This is a genomic window from Brevundimonas sp. UBA5713, assembly GCF_002419815.1.
Lineage (GTDB): Bacteria > Pseudomonadota > Alphaproteobacteria > Caulobacterales > Caulobacteraceae > Brevundimonas.
Genome location: NZ_DIGV01000041.1, coordinates 24,176 through 48,229, shown reverse-complemented (window position 1 = coordinate 48,229; position 24,054 = coordinate 24,176). Strand labels below are relative to the sequence as shown.

At 61.3% G+C, this 24,054-nt stretch carries 22 protein-coding genes and 1 tRNA gene; 7 read left to right on the top strand and 16 right to left on the bottom strand.

Annotation, left to right across the window (positions count from 1 at the left end; genetic code table 11):
* Positions 1–64: 64 nt before the first annotated feature.
* The 4 genes from B3B04_RS09875 (at position 65) to lexA (ending at position 3,971) form a co-directional block, all read left to right on the top strand.
* A complete protein-coding gene (locus B3B04_RS09875) occupies positions 65–2,260 on the top strand; it encodes a S9 family peptidase (protein ID WP_292042403.1) in 2,196 nt (731 codons plus the stop codon).
* Complete coding sequence (locus B3B04_RS09870; protein ID WP_292042401.1) at positions 2,260–2,817, top strand: GNAT family N-acetyltransferase; 558 nt, start codon at positions 2,260–2,262, stop codon at positions 2,815–2,817. The genes B3B04_RS09875 and B3B04_RS09870 overlap by 1 nt, the downstream gene beginning before the upstream one ends.
* 180 nt (positions 2,818–2,997) lie before the next feature.
* Positions 2,998–3,074 (top strand) — tRNA-Asp (locus B3B04_RS09865).
* A 189-nt stretch (positions 3,075–3,263) separates the two neighbouring features.
* Complete coding sequence (gene lexA / locus B3B04_RS09860) at positions 3,264–3,971, top strand: transcriptional repressor LexA (RefSeq protein WP_292042399.1); 708 nt, start codon at positions 3,264–3,266, stop codon at positions 3,969–3,971.
* Here lexA and B3B04_RS09855 read toward each other — a convergent pair.
* Complete coding sequence (locus tag B3B04_RS09855; RefSeq protein ID WP_292042397.1) at positions 3,965–6,052, bottom strand: ComEC/Rec2 family competence protein; 2,088 nt, start codon at positions 6,050–6,052, stop codon at positions 3,965–3,967. The genes lexA and B3B04_RS09855 overlap by 7 nt on opposite strands.
* A gap of 79 nt (positions 6,053–6,131) precedes the next feature.
* Between B3B04_RS09855 and gltX the strand changes: the two genes are divergently transcribed.
* The 3 genes from gltX to B3B04_RS09840 all read left to right on the top strand — a co-directional run bounded on the left by gltX (position 6,132) and on the right by B3B04_RS09840 (position 9,144).
* The gene (gene gltX / locus B3B04_RS09850; RefSeq protein ID WP_292042650.1) at positions 6,132–7,547 is read left to right on the top strand and encodes a glutamate--tRNA ligase; all 1,416 of its coding nucleotides are present in this window, start codon (positions 6,132–6,134) and stop codon (positions 7,545–7,547) included.
* Between the two features lie 63 nt (positions 7,548–7,610).
* Positions 7,611–8,906: a citrate synthase gene (gene gltA, locus B3B04_RS09845; RefSeq protein WP_292042395.1), complete on the top strand. Its 1,296-nt coding sequence runs from the start codon at positions 7,611–7,613 to the stop codon at positions 8,904–8,906.
* Positions 8,907–8,988: 82 nt separating this feature from the next.
* Positions 8,989–9,144, top strand: coding sequence for a hypothetical protein (locus B3B04_RS09840; RefSeq protein ID WP_292042394.1), 156 nt, complete (start codon positions 8,989–8,991; stop codon positions 9,142–9,144).
* Between the two features lie 5 nt (positions 9,145–9,149).
* Here the strand turns inward: B3B04_RS09840 and lpxB are convergent, their stop codons facing one another.
* The 15 genes from lpxB to rpsB all read right to left on the bottom strand — a co-directional run bounded on the left by lpxB (position 9,150) and on the right by rpsB (position 23,874).
* Positions 9,150–10,316, bottom strand: a complete 1,167-nt coding sequence (gene lpxB, locus B3B04_RS09835) for a lipid-A-disaccharide synthase (protein WP_292042392.1) — start codon at positions 10,314–10,316, stop codon at positions 9,150–9,152.
* A complete protein-coding gene (gene lpxI / locus B3B04_RS09830) occupies positions 10,313–11,155 on the bottom strand; it encodes a UDP-2,3-diacylglucosamine diphosphatase (RefSeq protein WP_292042648.1) in 843 nt (280 codons plus the stop codon). The genes lpxB and lpxI overlap by 4 nt, the downstream gene beginning before the upstream one ends.
* Complete coding sequence (gene lpxA, locus B3B04_RS09825; RefSeq protein WP_292042391.1) at positions 11,152–11,943, bottom strand: acyl-ACP--UDP-N-acetylglucosamine O-acyltransferase; 792 nt, start codon at positions 11,941–11,943, stop codon at positions 11,152–11,154. Before lpxA ends, lpxI begins: the two co-directional genes overlap by 4 nt.
* Positions 11,940–12,404 (bottom strand): 3-hydroxyacyl-ACP dehydratase FabZ, encoded by a 465-nt coding sequence (gene fabZ, locus B3B04_RS09820; protein ID WP_292042390.1) that lies wholly within the window; start codon positions 12,402–12,404, stop codon positions 11,940–11,942. The genes lpxA and fabZ overlap by 4 nt, the downstream gene beginning before the upstream one ends.
* The gene (lpxD, locus tag B3B04_RS09815; protein WP_292042389.1) at positions 12,401–13,420 is read right to left on the bottom strand and encodes a UDP-3-O-(3-hydroxymyristoyl)glucosamine N-acyltransferase; all 1,020 of its coding nucleotides are present in this window, start codon (positions 13,418–13,420) and stop codon (positions 12,401–12,403) included. Before lpxD ends, fabZ begins: the two co-directional genes overlap by 4 nt.
* A gap of 17 nt (positions 13,421–13,437) precedes the next feature.
* Positions 13,438–14,022, bottom strand: coding sequence for an OmpH family outer membrane protein (locus B3B04_RS09810; protein ID WP_292042387.1), 585 nt, complete (start codon positions 14,020–14,022; stop codon positions 13,438–13,440).
* A 34-nt stretch (positions 14,023–14,056) separates the two neighbouring features.
* A complete protein-coding gene (bamA, locus tag B3B04_RS09805) occupies positions 14,057–16,480 on the bottom strand; it encodes an outer membrane protein assembly factor BamA (RefSeq protein ID WP_292042386.1) in 2,424 nt (807 codons plus the stop codon).
* Positions 16,481–16,509: 29 nt separating this feature from the next.
* Positions 16,510–17,727, bottom strand: coding sequence for a M50 family metallopeptidase (locus B3B04_RS09800; protein ID WP_292042385.1), 1,218 nt, complete (start codon positions 17,725–17,727; stop codon positions 16,510–16,512).
* 28 nt (positions 17,728–17,755) lie between these two features.
* A complete protein-coding gene (dxr, locus tag B3B04_RS09795; RefSeq protein ID WP_292042384.1) occupies positions 17,756–18,952 on the bottom strand; it encodes a 1-deoxy-D-xylulose-5-phosphate reductoisomerase in 1,197 nt (398 codons plus the stop codon).
* Positions 18,949–19,767 carry a phosphatidate cytidylyltransferase gene (locus B3B04_RS09790; RefSeq protein WP_292042382.1) on the bottom strand — a complete coding sequence of 273 codons (819 nt, stop codon included), beginning with the start codon at positions 19,765–19,767 and terminating at the stop codon, positions 18,949–18,951. The genes dxr and B3B04_RS09790 overlap by 4 nt, the downstream gene beginning before the upstream one ends.
* Positions 19,768–20,532 carry a polyprenyl diphosphate synthase gene (gene uppS / locus B3B04_RS09785; protein WP_292042380.1) on the bottom strand — a complete coding sequence of 255 codons (765 nt, stop codon included), beginning with the start codon at positions 20,530–20,532 and terminating at the stop codon, positions 19,768–19,770.
* A 36-nt stretch (positions 20,533–20,568) separates the two neighbouring features.
* A complete protein-coding gene (gene frr, locus B3B04_RS09780; RefSeq protein ID WP_292042377.1) occupies positions 20,569–21,126 on the bottom strand; it encodes a ribosome recycling factor in 558 nt (185 codons plus the stop codon).
* A 35-nt stretch (positions 21,127–21,161) separates the two neighbouring features.
* Complete coding sequence (pyrH, locus tag B3B04_RS09775; protein ID WP_292042374.1) at positions 21,162–21,899, bottom strand: UMP kinase; 738 nt, start codon at positions 21,897–21,899, stop codon at positions 21,162–21,164.
* A 139-nt stretch (positions 21,900–22,038) separates the two neighbouring features.
* The gene (tsf, locus tag B3B04_RS09770; RefSeq protein WP_292042371.1) at positions 22,039–22,977 is read right to left on the bottom strand and encodes a translation elongation factor Ts; all 939 of its coding nucleotides are present in this window, start codon (positions 22,975–22,977) and stop codon (positions 22,039–22,041) included.
* A gap of 99 nt (positions 22,978–23,076) precedes the next feature.
* Positions 23,077–23,874, bottom strand: a complete 798-nt coding sequence (gene rpsB / locus B3B04_RS09765; protein WP_292042369.1) for a 30S ribosomal protein S2 — start codon at positions 23,872–23,874, stop codon at positions 23,077–23,079.
* Positions 23,875–24,054: the final 180 nt, after the last annotated feature.

Genomic DNA, 24,054 nt, shown 5'->3' with positions numbered 1-24,054 from the left:
ACATTTGACCTCTGGCCGCGACCGGCACAAGGTCCGCATCGAAACTTCATCGGAGGGTAGGACTATGAATCGCCGCGCACTGATCGCATCGACTGCTGCTGTCGGACTGATGTCCGCCGCCCCTACCCTTTCCCACGCCCGAAACGCCCAGACTTCCGGAGCCAGAATGCCTCGTCCCGTCCCGCCCGTTGCCAAAAAAGTACCCGTCCGCATCGAGCAACTGGGCCGCGTCCGTACGGACGAATACCAGTGGATGAAGGATGACAACTGGCAAGCCGTCCTGCGCGATCCGACGCTGATCAAGCAGGACGTGAAGGAAAACCTGATCGAGGAGAACGCCTATCGCGAGGCCATGATGGTCTCCACCCTGCCGCTTCAGAACCAGATGTTCGAAGAGATGAAGGGTCGCATCAAGGAAGATGACTCCTCGGTGCCGTCGGCGGATGGTCCGTGGGAGTACTACACCCGCTTCAACGCCGGCGATCAGCATCCGCTTTACTGCCGCCGCCCGCGTGGTCGCACCGACGGCGAAGAAATCCTGCTGGACGCCAACAAGTTGGCCGAGGGCAAGGCCTATTCGGTCGTCGGCGAGGCCGAGCACAGCCCTGACCACACCCTGTTCGCCTATGCCGAAGACGCCCAAGGCTCCGAAGTCTACAAGATCTATGTGAAAGATCTGGCCACCGGTCAGGTGCTGCCGGACGTGATCGACTCGGCCACCGGCGACCTGACCTTCTCGCCTGACAGCCAGTGGATCTTCTGGACCAACCGCAACGACAACGGTCGTCCGGACAAAATCTTCCGTCGTCCGGCCAAGGGCGGTGAAACCACCCTGGTCTATGAAGAAGAAGACGAAGGCATGTTCATCGGTCTGGGGCGCACCTCGGACGATGCCTTCCTGATCATCACCATCGCCAATCAGGAAACCTCGGAATCGCGCCTGATCCCCGGCAACACCCCGACCGCTACGCCTGTGCTGGTTGAGCCGCGCGTCGAGGGCCGTCTCTATTCCATGGACCACTGGGGTGACCGCTGGATCATCCGCACCAACGCCGATGACGCCAATGACTTCAAACTGGTCGAGGCCCCCACGGGCTCTCCGACCAAGGCGAACTGGAAGGATGTCGTACCCCACACGCCGGGTCGCTACATCGAAGGCTTCTCGCTGACCAAGGACTTCATTTCGCGTCAGGAACGCGCCGATGCCAACACGCGCATCATCATCCGCGACCGCGCCGGTGCCGAGCACGAGATCGCCGTGGACGAACCCGCCTATAGCCTGTCGCTGGGCGGTGCGTCGGAGTTCGACACCACTATTGTACGTTACAGCTACAACTCCATGTCCACGCCGACCTCTATCTATGACTATGATCAGAAGTCGCGCGAACGCACCTTGCGCAAGGTGCAGGAAATCCCTTCGGGTCACGATCCGGCCAACTATGTCGTCGAGCGCCTGAACGCGCCTGCGTCCGACGGCCAGCTGGTGCCGGTCTCCATCCTGCGCCACAAGGACACGCCGGTGGATGGCTCGGCCCCTGTCCTGCTGTACGGCTATGGTTCGTACGGCATGTCGATGGCTGCCAGCTTCTCCAGCAACCGTCTATCGCTGGTGGATCGCGGCTTCATCTACGCCATCGCCCACATTCGCGGTGGTGCCGACAAGGGCTGGAACTGGTTCTTGAACGCCCGTCGCTTCACCAAAAAGAACACCTTCACCGACTTCATCGCCGCCGCCGATCACCTGATCGAAAAGAACTATGCGCGCGCCGGAAACATCGTGGCCGAGGGCCGCTCGGCCGGCGGTCTGCTGATGGGGGCCGTGACCAATATGCGCCCCGAACTTTGGGCCGGCATCATCGGTGGCGTACCGTTCGTCGACCTGATCAACACCATGAGCGACACCAGCCTGCCGCTGACCCCGCCGGAATGGCCTGAATGGGGCAACCCGCTCGAGGATGCTGACGCCTATGACTACATGTGGTCGTACAGCCCTTATGACCAGATCGAGGCCAAGGCCTATCCGGCAGTTCTGGCCACGGGCGGCCTGTCCGATCCGCGCGTGACTTATTGGGAACCGCAAAAGTGGGTGGCGCGTCTGCGAGAACACACCACTTCGACCAACCCGATCCTGCTGAAGATCAATATGGAGGCCGGTCACTTCGCCTCCTCGGGTCGCTTCGATTATCTCAAGGACATCGCCCACGACTATGCCTTCGCCATCTGGGCTGTGAACAAGGGCTGGGAGAAAGACTTCTCCTGATGAGCGGTGTCAGTATTCGTGAGGCGGCAGAGGACGACTTTGCCGCCATCACGGCCATTTACGCGTCATGGGTCCGCGACGCCTGCGGCACATTCGAACTGGTGCCGCCTAGCGAGACCGAAATGCGCGCGCGATTCGCCTATGTGAAGGCCTTGGGCATGCCCTATCTGGTGGCGGAGCATCAGGGCCGCGTGGTCGGCTATGCCTATGCTGGGCCGTTCCGCGCACGTGAGGCGTACCGCTACATGGTCGAGGATTCGATCTATCTCGATCCTCAGGCGCAGGGAATCGGCGCGGGCGGTGCTCTGCTGGACCATCTGATTCTGGAATGCACCCGGCGCGGGGCCCGTCAGATGGTCGCGGTAATCGGTGATTCCGAAAATACAGCCTCGATCGGCCTGCACCGCTCACGCGGATTCGCTGATTCCGGTCGATTCCACGCCGCGGGCTGGAAATTGGACGGCTGGCGCGATGTCATCTTCATGCAAAAGCCATTGGGAGATGGCGACGCCACACCGCCGGACGGGGCCGGTCTGGCTCTCAGCGACAAGGCTTAAAACAGCCATTCTAGCGGGCGTTTCGAGGTGTCGGAGCGCCCGTTCTGCTGTCTGGGCACGGATCGCCATTTCGAAAATTGGCGTATTTTTTCAGGGGTCTGCGAGTTTTCTGTTGACCCGAAACGCGAGCGCCCCTACACACCCCCTCGTTCCCGCCGGACACGGCGCGAACGGGACCAAGCGGGTGTAGCTCAGTTGGTTAGAGTGCCGGCCTGTCACGCCGGAGGTCGCGGGTTCGAGCCCCGTCACTCGCGCCACTCCCCTTCTTTATGAAGTACGGAGTGGCGCATACCGCTCTTGGTCCGAAGCGCCTCCCCTTCTCGAAAATCTCATTTGTCACTGCCCTTGCGACTTCGCGGCCGCATGTCTGGCGTTAGTTGACTTTTAACCAGAACACTTACAGAACATCTAGCAACGGTTCACGCCTTGTTCTGAAAGCCCCTGACATGCTCACCAAGAAGCAGCACGAACTCCTGATGTTCATCCATGAACGCATCAAGGAAACCGGCGTGTCGCCTTCTTTCGACGAGATGAAGGAAGCGCTGGATCTGGCTTCCAAGTCGGGCATTCACCGTCTGATTACGGCTCTTGAGGAACGCGGCTTCATCCGGCGTCTGGCGCACCGCGCCCGCGCGCTCGAAGTCGTGAAACTGCCCGAACAGGCCACAGCTGCCGCTCCGGCCCGTGGTCGCGCACCGTTCAAACCCGACGTGATCGAGGGTGGCGGTCAGAACCGACCGGCCAATCCTATCGCCGATGTGGCCAATGACGTGCGCGAACTGCCGCTGCTGGGCAAGATCGCAGCCGGTACGCCGATTGCCGCCATCCAGCACGAGACCGACCGCCTGCCGGTGCCGGAAACCATGCTCGGTTCGGGCGAACACTATCTGCTCGAGATCGAAGGCGATTCGATGATTGAGGCGGGCATCCTTGATGGCGACATGGTCGTCATCAAACGCGTGCAGAACGCCACCTCGGGCGAAATCGTCGTTGCACTGGTGGAAGGTGAAGAAGCCACGCTTAAGCGCCTGCGCAAGAAGGGCCAGTCGATCGCGCTGGAACCAGCTAACCGCAACTATGAAACCCGTATCTTTGGCCCCGATCAGGTCGAGGTTCAGGGCAAGCTGGTCGGTCTGATCCGCCGCTATCACTGATAGTCAGGATCAGCCCAGCGGGACCACGGGCGGTGGCCGCGTCTATCAATAGACCAGACGGCCCGCCACCCTGCCCCGCTGCGCCACAGTTCAACGGCCCCCTTGCTGGCAAAGTCTGCCCCATCCAGCACCAGTCGCCCCGCGCATTCCGCTGGCAATCGCGCGACCATGCTTCGAACGGCAATGACTTCGGCTGCCGTGCACATGTCCTGCATCTGTTCATCTGACGGCACCGCGCGGCCCCACCAGAGTGCCACCGGCTTTTCGCCCTCCAGCGCACGGCAAAAGGTCCGGCCACAGCGCCATTCGGCCTTGTCTCGGTCACTCACTTCGACGTCCCAGCGCTGCGCCCACAAACGCGTGCCAAAGGCGCGGACGGGTCGCATCACCTGCGCCACCTCTCCGGTTCGCCACGCGGCATTCGTGCCACCATCGGCAATCCAGACATCGGGCGGCATATCGCGCGGCCAGACCAGAACAGCCGCCGCCAGCGGCATGCCCAACAGCCGCCACCAGCCGCGCCACAAACACATGAACAGTATGCCGACAAAGGCGACCGGCAGGGCGACCGCAGGCGCGCTGGCTATGGTCTGGACTGCGCCCGGCAGATTGGCTGTCCAATGGCCCACGGCCAGCATCAGTTCAACACCCTTGCCCGCTACCCAAAGGAAAGGCGCGCCTAGACCCAACGGCTCCAGCGCCGCCCCCAAGGCCAAGGCGGGCATCATGATCAGGTCGGCAATCGGTGCGCTGGCCAGATTGGCCATCAGACCAAACACGGCCGTGCGATTGAAATGCTGCATGGCGAAAGGCCCCGTGGCCATGCCTGCCACCAGACTGGCTCCTGCCGCCCCGATCACCCACGCCCCTCCGCGTTGAACCGCAGCTATGGGCCACGGCGTGTTGATCTCCTTGATTCTGCGCGGCCAACTTTCGGCCAAGGCCACCAACGCCGCCGTGGCCGCGAATGACATCTGAAATCCCGGCGTGACGATGGCCTCGGGCTGCAAGGCCAGCACCACAATCGCGGCCGTTGCCAGCGCCCGCATACTGACCGCCTGCCGCCCCAGCAAAATGGCGGCAAAGGCAATGGAGGCTGTGATCGCCGCCCGCTCTGCCGGTGGTGGAGCGCCTGACAACGCCAGATAGCCACCCACCGCCAAAAGGCCCGCGACCGCTGCCAGCTTCTTCCCATTCACCCGCAGCGCCAGCCAAGGCCAAAGCGCGATTAGGAGTCTGGCACCGAAAAACACGAACCCGCCCACCACAGCCATGTGCAGGCCAGAGATCGATAGAATGTGCGCCAGTCCCGAATCGCGCATGGCGTCCAGATCCTCGGCCATGATCCAGGTCTCATGCCCAGTAGTCATGGCCGCCGCGATGCCGCCGTTACGTTCGCCCAGCCGCGCCACGATCCGCTCGGCCAGGGCATAGCGCACCGCGTTGACCTTCATCTCCCAGCGCACAGACAGCGGCACCGGGTCAAGGCGTGCCTCTCGCGGTTCGGTCAGGCCAAACACCTGGCCGCCCATGCCCACAAACCACGCGTTGCGCCCAAAATCATAGGCCCCTGGACTGGCCGGTGCCGGTGGCGGGTTCACTATGCCGAACACACTGACCGCAGCGCCCGGCTTGGGCGGCGTGCCCTTTACGGTGGCGCGCATCCGGTGTGGCGTTTCCTCTGGGGAGACACCCTTGATCCGCACCGGTGCCAAGATAACCCGTGCGCCAGACGCACCGGGACTATCAACATCGATCACCCAGCCATCCACGACTGTGGGCCGCATCAGTGAAGGTGCAATCGGTGCCGCCACTGCATCGCTGCGGGCCTTGGCAACGGCCAGTCCCGACAGCGCCATGGCCATCATTAGAAGAGGCAAGGTCACGGATCGCGCGGCCCCCAAAACCCGCGACACTACCCATCCGAACAGCGCCGATGCAGCCACGAGCGCCAGCGGCCACAACAACGGCTCTGTCGGCAAGCCGAAGTAGGTGCCGCAGCCCGCACCGAAAAATACCGCGCTCCATAACGGCCATCGATCCGACTGCGCTCTGAACTCCGTGATCAAGCTGGTACGCAAACCGCCGATCAACTTTCGTGTAAGGCTTCGTTTTGGCGCAAGCGGGCGTATAAGGGCGTCCGAAATGGATTCATCCCTTATGACCTCCCCTTCTTCGACAGTCGTCACCCGCTTTGCCCCTTCGCCAACCGGCTACTTGCACATCGGTGGTGCAAGAACGGCGTTATTTAACTGGCTATATGCCAAACACCATGGCGGCAAGTTCCTGATCCGCATCGAGGACACCGATCGCGAACGCTCGACAGAAGCGGCAGTGAAGGCTATTTTCGATGGCCTGGAATGGCTGAGCCTGCTGGGCGACGAAGAGACCGTCCATCAGTACGCACGCGCCGACCGTCACCGCGAAGTGGCCCAAGAACTGCTGGCCAGCGGTCACGCCTATCGCGACTTTCTGACAGCCGAAGAAACCGGTGCCCTACGCGATCAGGCAAAGGCCGAGGGCAAGGATTTCGTGTCGCCGTGGCGCGACCGTGAGCCGACCGCGGAAGACCTGCAAAAGCCATTCACCGTGCGCTTCCGTCGCCCGCTGGATCAGGCCGTTGTCGTCGATGATGCAGTGCAAGGTACGGTGCGCTGGGAATCGTCGTCTCTGGACGATCTGGTTATCCTGCGCTCCGACGGTGCTCCGACTTATAATCTGGCCGTGGTGGTCGATGACCACGATATGGGTGTCACCCACGTCATCCGGGGTGATGACCATCTGAACAACGCCGCCCGCCAAAGCCTGATCTATGATGCTTTGGGCTGGACCCGTCCGACCTTTGCGCACATCCCGCTGATTCACGGCCCCGACGGTGCCAAGCTGTCCAAGCGCCACGGCGCGCAGGCCGTCCATGAATATGCCGAGATGGGCTATCTGCCCGAGGCTATGCGCAACTATCTGGCCCGTCTGGGCTGGGCGCATGGTGACGATGAGCTGTTCACCGACGAACAAGCCATTGAATGGTTTGATCTGTCAGGCGTGAACAAGGCACCTGCCCGCCTGGACTTTGACAAGCTGGCCCACGTCAACGCCCACTGGATCCGTCTGGCTGACGATGCCCGTCTGGCCGATCTGGTGGCACAAGACCTCGGCCGTCGCGGAACCGAACTGGACGCTGACGGTATCAACAAACTCGTCCGCGCGATTCCGCTGATCAAGGAACGCGCCAAGACGATCACAGAACTGGCCGATCAGGCTCAGTTCGCCCTACAGTCGCGCCCGCTCTCGCTCAACGAGAAAAGCCGCGGGCAGCTGCAGGGCGAGAACCACGAGCGAATTTCACGACTTCGTGAGCACCTCGCTTCCGTAGACTCTTGGTCCGTAGAAATTCTTGAAGGTGAATTGAAAAAATTCGCGGAGAATGAAGGCGTAGGGTTTGGAAAAATTGGACCTGCTACGCGCGCAGCGCTTACCGGAGGAATTTCTGCTCCGGACATCGCTCGCACTCTGATGGCGCTCGGTGTCGACGAAAGTCTCGGGCGCTTGGATGATGCGCTGCAACAGACTAAGTGAACTTACAACCACACAGGCCGTCCGCCTCCCCGCGCCCGGTCCAAGAAATAACAAGGGGCTTAGATGACTGAACAAGCGAAACCCGCCGCTACGATCAACATCGGCGACAAGAGCATCGAACTGCCCGTTCTGTCGGGCTCTATCGGTCCGGACGTTGTCGACATCCGTAAGCTGTACGCTGGTACCGGCGCTTTCACTTTCGACCCAGGCTTCACCTCGACTGCATCGTGTGAATCGGGTCTGACCTACATCGACGGCGACGCTGGTGTTCTGCTGCACCGCGGTTACCCGATTGACCAACTGGCTTCGCAGTCGAACTTCCTGGAAGTTTGCCACCTGCTGCTGAAGGGCGAACTGCCGAACGCATCGGAATACGAAGCTTTCGCCGAAACCGTCACCCGCCACACTATGCTGCACGCGCAGTTTGACCGCTTCTTCGAGGGCTTCCGTCGCGACGCCCACCCGATGGCGATCATGGTGGGTACCGTCGGCGCTCTGTCGGCCTTCTATCACGACAGCCTCGACATCAACGATCCGGTACAGCGCGAAATCTCGGCCATCCGCCTGATCGCCAAGATGCCGACGATCGCTGCCCGTGCCTACAAGTACCACGTCGGTCAGCCGTTCATTTCGCCGCGCAACGACCTGTCGTACGCCGAAAACTTCCTGCGCATGTGCTTCGCCGTTCCGGCTGAAGACTACCAAGTCGATCCGCGCCTCGTGCGCGCTATGGACCGTATCTTCACCCTGCACGCCGACCACGAGCAGAACGCCTCGACCTCGACCGTCCGTCTGGCCGGTTCGTCAGGTGCCAACCCGTTCGCCTGTATCGCAGCCGGCATCGCCTGCCTGTGGGGCCCGTCGCACGGCGGCGCGAACGAAGAAGCTTTGAACATGCTGAAGGAAATCGGTACTCCGGACCGTATTCCTGAGTTCATTCAAGGCGTTAAGGACCGCAAGTACAAGCTGATGGGCTTCGGCCACCGCGTGTACAAGAACTACGACCCGCGCGCCAAGGTGATGCAGCAATCGGCTTACGAAGTGCTGGAAGCGACCGGCCGTCAGGACGATCCGCTGTTCGTCGTCGCCAAGGAACTGGAAAAGGTTGCCCTGAACGACGAATACTTCACCTCGCGCAAGCTGTTCCCGAACGTGGACTTCTACTCGGGCATCACCCTGTCGGCGATGGGTTTCCCGACCACCATGTTCACCGTGCTGTTCGCTCTGGCCCGCACCGTCGGCTGGATCGCCCAGTGGCAGGAAATGATGGCCGACCCGACCCAGAAGATCGGTCGTCCGCGTCAGCTGTACACCGGCCCGACCCAGCGCGACTATGTTCCGCTGGACCAACGCGGCTAATCAATCTTTCCAGATTGTCTTTGGAAAACGCCGGGGCCTTGGCTCCGGCGTTTTTCATTGCCCTCACCTTTCAAGGCCTTCTATGACCGATAAAATCGAAACCCCGATCCAGCGCGCCTTTCGTCTGAAACAGGAAAAGCTGGCGCAAAAAGAAAAGGCCCCGCGTGGCGGAGCCTTTCAGCGCGAGCAGAACAAGCGCATCGACGCGGGTAAATCCCGCCCGTGGATGACCAAATAGTCGCCCTAGGAAGCCTTGCGAGCGTCCAGCACCCTGAGCACTGCTTCTGCGGCCAGCTCTGACGGATTGGGGCCACCACGCCCCATCAGCTCCAACACTTCGGTCTGGCGATCCGCCTGACGCTGTGCCTTGGCAGGGTCGGCCATCAGGTCGGTCACCGCCTCGGCCAGGTTTTCGGGCGTGGCATCGTGCTGGATAAACTCGCGTGCGATTTCCTCGTCGCCAGCGATATTGAACATGGTGATGTATTTGGCCGTTACCAGCCGCTTCATCAGCGCATAGGACAGGTTGTCGATCTTATAGGCGATGACCATAGGCGTGCCCGACATGGCGATCTCCGTCGACACCGTACCGCTGGTGGCCAGCGCGACGTTGGCCGCCTTCATCGCCGCATACTTCTCGGCTTCACTAACGATGTGGGCGCGGAATGGCCAAGCGGCGACACGTCCTGTGACATCCGACGCCACCGTGCCCGCCGCGACGACCGCGACTTGCAGATTTTCGAAGCGGGTCTTCAGACGACGGATGGTCTGTTCATACACACCCGTCATACGCTCGATTTCGCTAGGACGGCTACCCGGCAGAACCAGCAACAACGGTGCCTCCGGCGCAATGCCATGAGCGCGGCGGAAGGCGTCACCATCTGCGCCGGACATTTCGACGTGCAGAGCCGATGACCCCACGACCGTGGTCTCTAACCCCTCACGCTCGAACCAAGGCGCATCCATCGGATACAGGGCCAACAGATGGTCCACCGCATTGGCAAGAACCTTGGCGCGCTTGGGACGCGACGCCCACACCTGCGGGCCGACGTATTTGATCAACGCCACATCCGGCAGCACGTCACGGATCGCCTTAGCCACGCGGATGGTGAACCCCCAAGAGTCGATCAGAACAACAGCGTCGGGCTTTTCAGCCTTGGCCAGTTCGACCGTCTCGGCTACGCGTTGCTTCACTCGGCCATAGGCCTTGATGCCGTCGATCCAGCCCAGAATGGACAGTTCGGCAATATCAAACGGGCTTTGAATGCCCAATGCCGCCATCTTGGGCCCGCCAACGCCGACCAGCTTCAGCTCATCGCCCACACGGCGACGCAAAGCCTCGGCCAGACCCGCGCCTAGCGCATCACCGGACGCTTCGGCAGCGACCAGCATAATCTTGGGTGCGCTCATGCCGATTTATCCTGTGCCAAGCCCCACACGAACAGTCCCAAACGGTCGGCGGTGGCGCGCGTCGCGGCGCGGTCGATAATAATCAACCGACCTTCATAGCCGCCAATGCCTGCCAGACCGGCCTGAGCAGCCAGTTCGACCGTTCGCGGGCCGATCACCGGCATATCCACGCGCAGATCCTGAATGGGCTTGGGTGCCTTGCCCAACGTACCGCGCGGGCGGCTGGGCGTGCCGCGCAGGTCGGCGGGAAGGCTGGCCACGCGGATCAGCATGTTGTCTGTGCCTTCCTGCGCCTCGACAGCCAGCACCAGACCTTCGCAAACAACCGCGCCCTGCCCGATATCAAGTTCGCCTGATTTTTCAGCGATATAAATCGATTTCTTAAGGTCGGCGAGAGCTTCTTCGGTGGGCGAGACTGCGCCCAAAGCCCCGCATTCCAGGAGGGAGCTGCCCAGAATGTCGTCAGCCCCTTCTACGCTCATACCTTCGGCTTCGAACACCGACAGGATTTTGCGCAGCAGGGCGTCATCGCCCTGAGTGGCCGCCTTGATAATGCCCGGCAGGAGGGACGCACCCTTCAGGTCCGGCTTAAGCAGCTTGAAGTCAGGACGATTCACATAGCCCGCCAGACAGACTGCCTCGCAACCCTCGGATTTGAGAGCCTTCAGTATGCCGCCAATCTGCGCCATGCCGAAGGTCGCGCCCGGCCATGCGTTCATCTCCGGTCCGGCAAAGCCGTCCAGACGGATCACGTACAGGGCGCGGCCTTCCTCGGCACAGCGGGCCGCCACCGAGGCCGGAAGGTCACCGCCCCCGGCGATCAGACCCAGCTTTTTCATTCGGCGTTTGGCAGGCACAGAGGGCGCTTGGCACCGTTATTGATGAAGTCGAGGATCTCGACCACTTCCGGCAGATCGCCATAGGTCTCGCCCACAGCAGCCAGACGCGCGGCGAACTCACCCTCGCCTTCGAACAGGTCGCGATAGAAGGCCAACAGGCGACGCAGCTGGTCCTTGCCATAGCCCTTGCGCTTCAGGCCGATGATGTTCAACCCGCGCAGACGCGCATGGTTGCCCCACGCTGAACCGTACGGGATGACGTCCCGCGTGACCGCGGCGAGACCGCCGACAATCGCACCGTGACCTACGCGGCCGTTTTGGTGAACAGCACACAGGCCACCAAGGAACACCTTGTCGCCCACTTGGGCGTGGCCGCCGAGGGTGGCGTTATTGGCCATGGTCACATTGTCACCGACCACACAGTCGTGGCCGATGTGCGCGCCGGTCATCAGCAAGCAGTTGTTGCCCAGACGGGTCACGCCCGTGCCCTGCGGCGTGCCACGGTTCAGGGTCGAGTGCTCGCGGATGATGTTGTTCTGGCCGATCTCCAGACGCACCGTCTCGCCCTTATAGCCAAGATGCTGCGGATCACCGCCCACCAGAGCAAAAGGGTGCACCACGGTGTTGTCACCGATGGCGGTATCCTGTTGCACGACAACGTGGGATTTCAGTTCCACATTCTCGCCCAAGGTCACGTTCGGGCCGACCACGCTCCACGGGCCGACGATGGCCGTGTCAGCGACGATGGCGCTGGCATCAATGCTGGCGGTCGGATGGATACGGCTCACTTGGCCGGTTCCTCGATCTTGACCACCATGGCCATGAACTCGGCTTCGGCAGCCAGTTTGCCGTCGATGAAGGTCTCGCCGCGGAATTTATAGGCATCGCCACGGGCCTTGATGACCTTCACTTCCATGCGCAGCTGGTCACCCGGACGGGCCGGCTTGCGGAAGCGAACGCCATCAATCGACATGAACATGATGACCTTGTCCTCGACCGGTACATCGAGGGTCTTGGACATCAACAGAGCGCCCGTCTGGGCCATGGCCTCCACGATCAGAACGCCCGGCATGACCGGATCGATCGGGAAGTGACCGGGGAAGAACGGCTCATTATGCGTAACGTTCTTGATGCCGGTGATCGAGGTGCCGGGCACAAAGTTCTCGGCCTTGTCGACCAGCAGGAACGGATAGCGGTGCGGCAGGCGGCGCATCACCTCTGCATAGTCGATGTTGATCTGTTCGCTCATGCTTTCGATTCCTTTGCGCCCTTCTTGTGGGACGTCTGTTTGGACAGCCACACCGTCTCGCGCAAGAACTGGCGCAGCGGTCGGGCCGGATAACCGGACCAGGTTTCACCGGCAGGCACGTCCGACAACACGCCGGCACCGGCAGCCACGCGGGCACCTTCGCCGATCTTGAGGTGATCGCCCACACCCGCCTTGCCGCCAAAGATGACATTGTCGCCGGTCGTTACCGAGCCGGAAATGCCCGTATTCGCGGCCATAAGATTGTTACGGCCAATGATGCAGTTATGACCGATCATGACCAGATTATCGATCTTGGTGCCCTCGCCCACCACTGTGTCGTCATAGGCGCCGCGATCGACGCAGCTATTGGCACCGATCAGCACATCGTCCTGCAGGATCACACGGCCCAATTGCGGGATGTCCAGCGGGCCATCACGCGAAACGGCCGCGCCAAAGCCGGATTCGCCAATGCGGGCACCGGCATACAGCTTCACCCGATCGCCCAGCATGCAGAAGCTGAGCGACACATTGGTGCCGATCCAGCAGTCTCGACCGATCTGTACCCCCGGGCCGATGACAGTATTGGCGCAGATACGCGTTCCGCGACCGATGCGGACGCCTTCGCCGATGATTACGCCGGGTTCGATGATGACCGTGTCATCCTCGGCGGCCTCTTCGCGCGATATGGAGCGGTCCAGCGTCAACGGAGCGTGCAGCATCATGGACGCGCGCGCCCAGTCAGCCTGTGCCTGACGCGAGACGATCACAGCACTCCCCTCAGGTGCCAGATCAGCCGCGTTCGGCGGCAGGATCACGCAGCCCGCACGGGTTTGAGACAGGGCGTCGGCAAATTTCCGGTCACCCATAAAAGCGATAGCGCCCCCGTCCGCAGAGGACAGGGGCGCAACCGCCGAAACGACAACCTCGCCACCCCGGATCACCTCGGCGCCAAGTTCCTTGGCGATTTCGGAGACCGTGCGGGGGGGCAAGGTCTTGAAGAAATTCGGATCGGGCATGGCCCTAGGTATAAACCTTAGTTTTGAGCCGGTTGAGCCGGAACCGGCATGCGGTTGAAGCTCAGGGTCGGCAGTTGGGCGTTCAGGCGCTGGATCACCAGATCGGTGATGTCCATAGCCGGGTTGATGTAGGCAACAGCGTCACCCGACAGCAAGACACCGCAGCCGCGCTCTTGATAGGCAGCGATCACCAGCGGGCGAGCAGCCTCGTCAATGGCGTTGGCTTGTACCGACTGGGTGTAGCGCAGCTCGTTAGCGCGGGTCTGTTGCAGTTGCTGGAACTCGCGGTCGCGGGTTTGCAGCGCTTGAATGCGGCTGTTGCGGTCGGCTTCCGACAGCGAAGCAGCCGATTGTTGCAGTTGCTGGGTCTCGGTCTGGATGGCGGTGGCGTACGGTTGCAGTTCGCCTTGAACTTCTTGGTACAGCTGGACCATGCGAGATTGCAGGGCCTGACCGGCGGTCGAGGTACCCAGCACGCGCTCGCCCGAGAAGGAGCAGACGCCCGGGATCACCGGACCCGGGTTCGACGGGACGTTTTGAGCGCTTGCGGCCGAAGCAGCCAGCGTGGCGATAGCAAAAGCGCCAATAGCGAGAGTCTTCATAAGGTAGGCCTTAAAAATCAGCTGACAGCTGGGGTTAGAACTGGGTCGACGTCGAGAAGCGGAACGTTTCCGTCTTATCATAGTCTTCCTTCGAAATGACCTTGGACAGGTCAAAGCGGATCGGGCCCATCGGCGAACGCCAGTGGATGCTGACACCCGCTGCGGCGCGCAAGGCCAGATCATCGACGATATTCGGGTTCGGCTGACCATTGGCATTGACCAGATAGCGGTCGTCCAGCTTGCCGATGGTGCCCACGTCCGCGAACAGGCTGGTACGGATACCATACTGCTCCGGCAGGCCGTTCGGCAGGGTCAGTTCGATCGTGCCGATGGCATAGAATTTACCGCCCAGAGCATCGGTCGTGGTCAGGTCACGCGGTCCCATACCGGCCGTTTCGAAGCCACGGAAGCTGTTGCCGCCCTTGAAGAAGCGGTCGTTGATACGGATGGCGTCGCCGTTCCAACCCGACACATAGCCGGTCGAACCTTGCAGCGAGACAATCCATTTCGGACTGAAACCGTAATACCAGGCGGCATCGATCTCGGTCTTCAGATAGTTCACGTCGCCGCCCAGGCCTGCGAAGTCCTGACGCAGGGTTGCGGTCCAGCCACGGGTGGCGCGGATCGGGTCATTCCGGCGGTCTACAAACAGCGTATAGCCTGCCGAGGAGTTGATGTAGGAACCGATCTGGTCGCACAGGGCCGACGACCCGAAACCGCCGCCTGCGCAGTAGTTATTCGGGATCATTACTTCGTCGGACTTGAGGAAGTAGCGCGTCGACAGACGAGTGTAAGGGTTCAGCGGATAGGTCAAACGCAGACCGCCGCCCGTCGTGCGATAGTCGTACGAAGAGTATTCGCGCAGGTCCATGCGGGTGTGGAACAGGTCAAAGCCTGCGGCCAGATCACGGCCCATGAACTTCGGCTCGGTGAAGCGGAAGTCGACCTGCTGACGGATCGAACCCCATTCTGCGCGGGCCACAATGTTCTGGCCACGACCACGGAAGTTACGCTCGGTGATGCCGAGGTTCAGCGTGAAGCTGTCGAACGAGCTGAAGCCCGCACCGACCGAAAGCTCACCCGTGGGCTGCTCTTCCACCGTCACGTTGACGACCGAACGGTCCGGCTGCGAGCCGCGCGTTTCCTCGATCTTGACGTCCTTGAAGAAGCCAAGGGCACGCAGATTGTTGCGCGAACGCTCGATCAGGTTGCGGTTGAACGCATCACCCTCGCCCAGCATCATTTCGCGGCGGATCACACTGTCCAGCGTGCGGGTGTTGCCCACCACATTGATGCGGTCGACGTAGACACGCGCGCCTTCACGCACGTTGAAGGTCACATCCACCGTGTCCGTTTCCGGATTGGCACGATAGGAAGGCGTGATGTCCACGAAGGCATAACCCGCCGAACCTGCCGCAAAGGTCAGGGTGTCGACGGCGGCCTCGATACGGTCGCTCTGATACAGATCGCCACTGCGGATCGGCAACAGGCGCTCGAGGAACTCGGCGTTCAGGCGGTCCGACTCGGTCACAACCTTCACTTCACCGAAGTTATATCGGTCGCCTTCGTCCACCGTGATGGTAACGGCAAAGGCCGAGTTATCAGGCTTCAGTTCAGCCACCGACGAACGGATGGCGAAATCGTAGTAACCGCGGTTCGTATAGAATTTGCGCAGTTGCTCGCGGTCGTAGTCCAGACGGTTCGGGTCGTAGTTGTCGTTCGAAGAGAAGAAACGCCACCAACGCGAGGTCTGGGTCACCATCACTTCGCGCAAATCGGCATCCGAAAAGGCCTCATTGCCAAGGAAGGTAATGCCAGCGATGCCCGTCTCGGGGCCTTCATCGATTTCGAACACCACGTCGACGCGGTTCTGGTCCAGCTGAACCAGTCGCGGCGTCACGGTCGCCGAGATACGGCCTGACAGACGGTACAGTTCGACGATCTTGCCCACGTCTTCCTGCACGCGGGCACGGGTGTAGATGCCACGCGGGCTGATGGTCACTTCATCGCGCAGCTTCTTCTCGGTAAGCGCCTTGTTACCCTCGAAGGTCACCTGGTTGATGATCGGGTTTTCGACCACTTCGATGACCAGATCGCCATTCGGCTGAAGGCCCAGCTGGATATTGGCGAACAGATTGGTGCGGTAAAGGGTGCGCACGGCCACGTCGAAGGTGACCGGATCAACCATATCACCCGGCTGGATCGGCAGATAGGACAGGACCGTGGTCTGATCGATGCGCTGGTTGCCCCGCACGAGAATGCGGTTGACCTGAGCGCGCTGCTCTTCGGCCATCACCACCTGCGGAGCGGCCGATTGGGCCGGAGCGGCCTGAGCCTCGGCGGCGGGAGCTTCCTGCGCAAAGGCGGGGGCAGCAAGGCCCGCAGCCATGACAAGAGCGATACCGCTCGGACCCAAGATACGCGCTCGGAAAGTGGTTCGATTCATCGTGTCGGTCATTCGGGATACCCTCAGGGTCTGGCCGCGGCTCACGTGGCAAGCCCGCCGAGGAATTTAAAAAGGTTCAGCTTCTGCAGATCGTTCCAAGTGGCGAACAACATCAAACACGCCAACATGGCAAGTCCAACCCTGTAACCAGCCGCTTGAATCCGAGCATCGAGGGGGCGTCGGGCAACGGCTTCATAAGCATAAAACATAAGGTGCCCCCCATCGAGAACCGGAATCGGCAAAAGATTTAAAAAGCCGATTCCGACCGAAAGTATGGCGGCGAAACTGGTCAAGGTCAGGACAAGGTTGATCGTCGCCACGCGCGGATCGGGATTTACGTCCACCGCAGCATTGGTCAGCGCACCGGAAGCACGGGCGATTCCAAGAGGACCTGAGAACTGATCGCCGTTCTCGCGACCGGTAAAGATGCGGCCGATATAGGTCAGCGTCGTGCCAATGATGTCGCCGATTTCCTCCGCGCCCTTACCGACAGCTTCGATCGGATTATAGCGGATATGGCGGACTTCATCGCGGGTGGAGCCGAGAACCAGACCAATCCGGCCCATACGAACACGGCCACCGATGGGATCATCCACCTCTACGCGTTCGGGAGTGGCGACAATGGTCTGGGTGCCTTCGCCGCGCTCGACAAGGAAGGTGACCGGCGTAGCGCTGTTCAGGGCCACAAAGCGGGTAACCTCGCTGCTGTCTTCGATGAGGCGACCGTTCACGTGGGTGATGATGTCGCCGGCCTGAAAACCTGCCACGGCAGCAGGTGATTCCGGCGAGACCTCAAACACGCGGGCCGGACGCTGGGTCACGCCCACGACCGAGAACAGAACCGTGAAGATGGCAATGGCCAGCAAGAAGTTTGCAAAAGGCCCGCCTGCGACGACCAAGGCGCGCTGCCAGACCGGCTTGAAATACAGATAGTCGCGCTCGGCCCCGGCACCTTCTTCGGCAGTGATACGCTGGCGCAGAGCTTCGAGGCCCTTGGCGTCGGGCACGCCCGTGTCGTCCAAGTCACCGGCAAATTTCACATAGCCACCCAGTGGCAGCCAGCCCACGCGCCATTCAACGCCCTGTTTATCGACACGACGGAAGATCGCACGACCAAAACCGACGGCAAAACGTTCGATCTTTACGCCAAAGGCGCGAGCCGTCAGAAAGTGACCCAGCTCGTGGATCGTGACCACTACGGTCAGGACCAGAAGAAATGGGACCACATAGGTCAGGGCCTGGCCCAGAAAAGCGATCATCCGGTCTTAGTCTCCTGTCGCCTGTTTATCAGGCTGCCCGAGCAAGTGAAGCCACCACATCGGCAGCGATTTTACGGGCCGCATCATCGACAGCCAAAGCGGCCTCACAGGCGTTTGCGCCGCCTGCGGCCAGTTCCCTGCCCTGCGCCCTTTCTAGGGTTTCGGCGACGACTGCGGCAATATTGAGAAACGCCAATCGTCGGTCAAGAAAGGCCAGTGCAGCCACTTCATTGGCGGCATTGAAGATGATGGTCGCGTTGCCGCCGGCTTCCAGCGCCTGTCGCGCCAGTGCCAGCGAGGGAAAGCGCGCCAGATCAGGGGCCTCGAACGTCAGACGCCCCATAGCTGCCAGATCCAGTTTCGGTGCGGGCCAAGGCAGTCGACGCGGCCATGACAAGGCACAGGCGATCGGCGTGCGCATGTCCGGTGGCCCCATCTGTGCCAGCGTCGAACCATCCACATATTCCACAAGGCTGTGGATAATGGACTCCGGGTGGACCACCACGTCGATTTTCGATTGCGGCATGTCGAACAGATAGGCCGCTTCGATCAGCTCAAGGCCTTTGTTGGCCATGGTGGCACTGTCGACCGAAATCTTGGCCCCCATGGACCAGTTCGGGTGCGCCACGGCCTGCTCCGGCGTAATGGCACGCATGGCCTCACGCGCCGTCTGGCGGAAAGGACCACCCGACGCCGTCAGCACAAGTTTTGAGACATCGGATTTCCAATCCGACGTAAAAACTTGAAAAATCGCGGAATGTTCGGAATCGACCGGGATCAGTGATCCGCCTGCCTGACTGACCCGCTGGATCAGGGCAGGACCGCAACAGACCAGACTTTCTTTATTGGCCAAGGCCAGCGTGCCACCATGGCCAGCAGCTTCCCATGTCGAGCGAAGACCCGCCGCACCAACAATCGAGGCCATGGTCCAGTCCACCGGACGGCTGGCCGCCTCGACGACTGCACTGTCACCGGCAGCGACCTCGATGTCGGTCCCAGTCAGTGCGTCCCGCAAATCATCCAGTTTGCGCTCATCAGCGATGACCGCCACGCGCGGCTGCCAGCGCTTGGCCTGTTCGGCCAGCAGAGCCACATTGCGACCGCCCGTCAGCGCCTCGACCTCGAAGCGGCCAGACCCTGCACGCTCGGCCTGATCCATCAGGTCCAGCGTCGAGGTACCGACCGAGCCGGTTGAGCCCAGTACGCTGATCCGACGGGAAATCATGCATGACCTCCGGTCATGAGTACAAACAGACGGCCAATCGCCACGACGACGACCGCAAACATCAGGCCGTCCACGCGATCCAGCAGGCCGCCGTGGCCGGGAATCAGATTGCCTGCATCTTTAACGCCGAAGCGACGCTTCAGTGCCGACTCCCACAGATCGCCGCCCATGGTGGCCAGCGCAGCGGCCAGACCCAGCACACCGCCCCAAACAGCCGTCAGCGCCCCCATATCCAGCCAAGCGGCCATACCCGCCCCCGCAGCGGCACCCGCTGCCAGGCCGCCGATAAAGCCCGACCATGTCTTGTTCGGGGAGAAACGCGGCCACAGCTTCGGCCCGCCCACAGCACTGCCGACCAGATAGGCTAGAATGTCGGCGGCCCATGCCACTGCAAACACCAGCACGGTCCAGTACAGGCCCTGCGCCGAGTTCAGGTCGCGCATCCAGATCAACAGTATGCACGGCCAGCCAAGATAAAGAACGCCATACGCCCCATCCAGCCCCTCACCGCCTCTACGGTGCGAGACCAGACCCGCCACAGCCGCACCCACGACCAGCAGGATGAAGGCTAGCGACATCTGGCCAAAGTGCGCGGCCACCAGCGGAATCACCACGCCCAAAGCCACCGCAATGCCGACCGGCTTCCAGTCCTGCGGCTCGCTCATACGGGCCCACTCAAAGGCCAACATGATTCCCGCAGCCACGATCAGCGCCGAGAACCACGCGCCACCAGCCCACATTGCCAACACAGCGGCGGGAGCCAGCACCAATGCCGACGCAGCCCTGAGGGCAATATCCTTGGGTTTTAGCGCCATCTAGCTCGCAGCCTCTACGGACACAGAGGCGGGAGCGTCCTGCGCTTCCCGCCCGCCAAAGCGACGCTCGCGACGCTTGAACTGCGAAATAGCGTCAGCAAGGGCGTCTTGACCATAGTCAGGCCACAGAATGTCTTGGAAAACCAGTTCCGCATAGGCGCACTCCCAAAGAAGGAAGTTCGACAGGCGCTGTTCGCCGGAGGTGCGGATGATCAGGTCCACCGGCGGCGCATCCGCGGTGGATAGAGTGCGACCAAACAGTTCTTCGGTCACATCGAAGCGGCCTTCCGAAGCGGCGCGATCCACCATCGCCTGCGCCGCGTCCACCAGATCGGCACGGCCGCCATAGTTGAAGGCTACTTGCAGTAGGAATTTTGTGTTGTTGGCCGTCTGGCGCTCGGCGCGGTCGATGATCTCGACGATATCGCGCGGCACGCCGGTGCGGCGGCCCAGAATACGGACACGCACGCCCGCATCATCAAGTCGTTTCAGGTCCGTGCCGACAAAGGCGCGTACCAGCCCCATCAGGTCGGAAACCTCGTCCTTGGGGCGGCTCCAGTTCTCGGTCGAAAAACCGAAAACCGTCATACAGTTCACGCCCAGATCGGGCGCGGCCTTGATGGTGCGGCGCAGGGCCTGCACCCCTTCCCTATGCCCCAGCGAACGGGGCACGCCCCGACGCTCGGCCCAGCGACCGTTGCCGTCCATGATAATGGCAACATGGCTTGGCCCCTTTGCAGGAGCCGGTGACTGGGCCGAAGACATCGGGTCTGGTCCTTGGTTCAAAAGGCCGTAACGGCCTTAGACCTGCATGATCTCGATTTCTTTGGCCTTAAAGACCTCGTCGATACGCTTAACGGCAGCGTCAGTGTCCTTCTGGACCTCAGCTTCCATCTTCTTTTGTTCGTCCTGACTGATGTCGCCGGCCTTCTCGGCCTTTTTCAGCTCGTCATTGGCGTCGCGACGCACGTTGCGCACGGCGATCTTCTTGTCTTCGGCGTATTTGCCAGCCAGCTTGACCAGCTCCTTGCGGCGCTCTTCGGTCAGCGGCGGGATCGGAATACGCAGGGTCTGGCCGTCAACGACCGGGTTGAGACCCAGACCGGCAGCGCGGATGGCCTTCTCGACCGAAACCACCATGCCTTTGTCCCATACGCTGACCGAGATCATGCGCGGTTCCGGTACCGAAACGGCAGCCACAGCGTTCAGCGGCGACAGCGAGCCGTAGGCCTCGACCTGAACCGGATCCAACAGACCGGCGTTGGCGCGACCGGTGCGCAGACCAGCATAGTCGTCCTTGAGGGCAGTGACCGACTTATCCATGCGGTCGCGGAAAACTTTGAGATCAGGTTTCGCCATGAGTGAAGTGTCCTAGATCGAAATTAGGCCGACGCTTAGGCCGGTTTGTTAGTGATGACGGTGAAGGTGCCTTCGCCCGTCAGGGTCTTCTTCAGAGAGCCTTCTTCGCGAATGGAGAAGACGACAATCGGAACATTGCTGTCGCGCATCAGGGCAATAGCCGATGCATCCATGACACGCAGGTCTTTTGCCAGCACTTCCTGATAAGTCAGGGTATCATAGCGCGTAGCCGTCGGGTCTTTCTTGGGATCGGCGGTATAGACGCCATCCACGCTTGTGCCCTTCAGCAGAGCATCACAGCCCATTTCCGCAGCGCGAAGTGCCGCACCCGAATCGGTCGTGAAGAACGGCGCGCCGACGCCCGCAGCAAAAATGACGACGCGGCCCTTTTCAAGGTGACGAAGGGCGCGACGGCGGATGTAGGGTTCGGCAATGGTGTTCATCGGCACCGCGCTCTGCACGCGCGTATCGACACCAATCTTTTCCAGCGCGCCCTGCATGGCCAGTGCATTCATGATGGTGGCCAGCATGCCCATATAGTCGGCATTGGCGCGATCCATACCTTCTGCCGCCTTGGACAGGCCGCGGAAGATGTTACCGCCGCCGATTACCAGGCAGATTTCGATGCCCTGACGGGCCACGTCGGCCACAGCCTGGGCAACGACCTCTACCGTCTTCATGTCGATGCCATAGGCCTGATCGCCCATGAGCACTTCGCCCGACACCTTCAGGAGAACGCGTTTGTAACGGAATTCGGAAGGGGCGTCGGTCATGCTTTTGGGTCCGTAAAAACTTGATCAGGCAGCCGCGCTAGGGGAATCGGCGGCTCCATCATAAACGAAGGGCGCGCCGGCCACCAAAGCCGAACGCGCCCTTTTAGCTTTATCTTCCCAATAGGGAAGATTTTTAGGCTTAGTTGCCGCCGGTCATCGAAGCGACTTCAGCAGCGAAGTCCGGGGTATCGGCCTTCTCGACGCCTTCGCCCAGAGCCAGACGCACGAAGCCAGCCAGCTTCAGCTCAGCGCCCAGTTCCTTACCGGTGTTGGCGACCAGCTGCTCGACAGTCACGTCCGGGTCCATCACGAACGGCTGCTTCGACAGAACAACTTCCTTTTGGAACTTGTTGATTTGGCCTTCCACGATCTTTTCGATCATGTTGTCCGGACGACCTTCTTCCTTGGCCTTTTCGATCAGAACGGTGCGTTCTTTCTCGATAGCCGCCGGATCGAGGTCCGAGGTGTCCAGAGCCAGCGGAGCGGTCGCTGCCACGTGCATGGCGATCTTGCGGCCCAGCTCGCGGACAGCAGCCTTGTCACCAGCGCCTTCGATGGCGACCAGCACGCCGATGCGGCCGATACCCGGCGACACAGCGTTGTGGACGTACGAAGCCACAGCGCCTTGCTCGACCGACAGACGGGCCGAACGACGCAGGGTCATGTTCTCGCCGATGGTGGCGATCAGCTGGGTGATTTCGTCCGCTACGGTGCGGCCGTTTTCAAGGGTTGCAGCCGAGATGGCTTCAACGCCGTCGTTCTTCAGGCCCAGCTGAGCGAATTGCTTGGCTGCGGTCTGGAACAGGTCGTTACGGGCGACGAAGTCGGTTTCAGCGTTGAACTCGATGGCAGCAGCGGTCTCGCCAGCGCCGTTCTCTTCGGTCGCAACAGCGACAACGCCTTCAGCGGCGACGCGGTCAGCCTTCTTGGCAGCCTTGGACAGGCCCTTGGCACGCAGCCAGTCGATTGCTGCTTCGATGTCGCCGTTGTTCTCAACCAGCGCCTTCTTGCAGTCCATCATGCCGACGCCCGAACGCTCGCGAAGTTCCTTCACGAGGGCGGCAGTGATCTCGGCCATGTTCTTCTCCTGAAATTCGATTGAGCGGCCGGACCATTAGCCCGGCCGCATGTCGGTTTGACGTCAGTTCGCCTCTATATAGGGACGAACTGTCAGAAATCAGCCTTGAGCGGCTTCTTCAGCAGCCGGAGCTTCGGCAGCGGCTTCTTCAACCAGAGCCGGCTCAACCGGAGCTTCCAGAGCGCCCAGGTCGATGCCTTGGGCAGCGGCGCCAGCAGCCAGACCATCCAGAACGGCGTCAGCGAACAGGTCGCAGTAGGTTTGGATGGCGCGGGCAGCGTCGTCGTTACCCGGAACCGGGTAGGTGATGCCGTCCGGATCCGAATTGGTGTCGAGGATGGCGACGATCGGAATGTTCAGCTTGCGAGCTTCCTGGATCGCGATCGACTCTTTGTTGGTGTCGATGACAATCATGATGTCCGGAACCGAACCCATGTCCTTGATGCCGCCCAGCGACAGCTCAAGCTTGTCTTTTTCGCGCTGCAGGGTCAGCAGCTCTTTCTTGTTACGGCCTTCGCCGCCGGCATCCATGATGGCTTCCAGCTCGCGCAGACGCTGGATCGAACCCGAAACGGTGCGCCAGTTGGTCAGCGTGCCGCCGAGCCAGCGGTTGTTCATGTAGTACTGGGCGCAACGTGCGGCAGCTTGTGCAACCGGGTCAGCAGCTTGACGCTTGGTGCCGACGAACAGCACGCGGCCGCCCTTGGCAGCGACGTCGCGAACTGCAACCAGAGCCTGGTGCATCAGCGGCATGGTTTGCGACAGGTCGATGATGTGGATGTTCGAGCGCGAACCGAAGATGTAGCGTTCCATCTTCGGGTTCCAGCGGTGCGTCTGGTGACCAAAGTGAGCGCCGGCTTCCAGCAGGGTGCGCATCGAGAATTCAGGCAGAGCCATGATCGTATTATCCTTTTTCCGATCAAACGTAGCGTGGGCGATTAAAGGACCGGCGGTCCCTCGGAACGGAGCAGGTCAGGATTTCTCCCCGACCGCGCCTCACCCACGTGCGAAGTGCGCCGCCCCTCTACGGGTAATGCGGCAAAAACGCAAGCACTGGCTGGCACTTGCGCAAAGAAA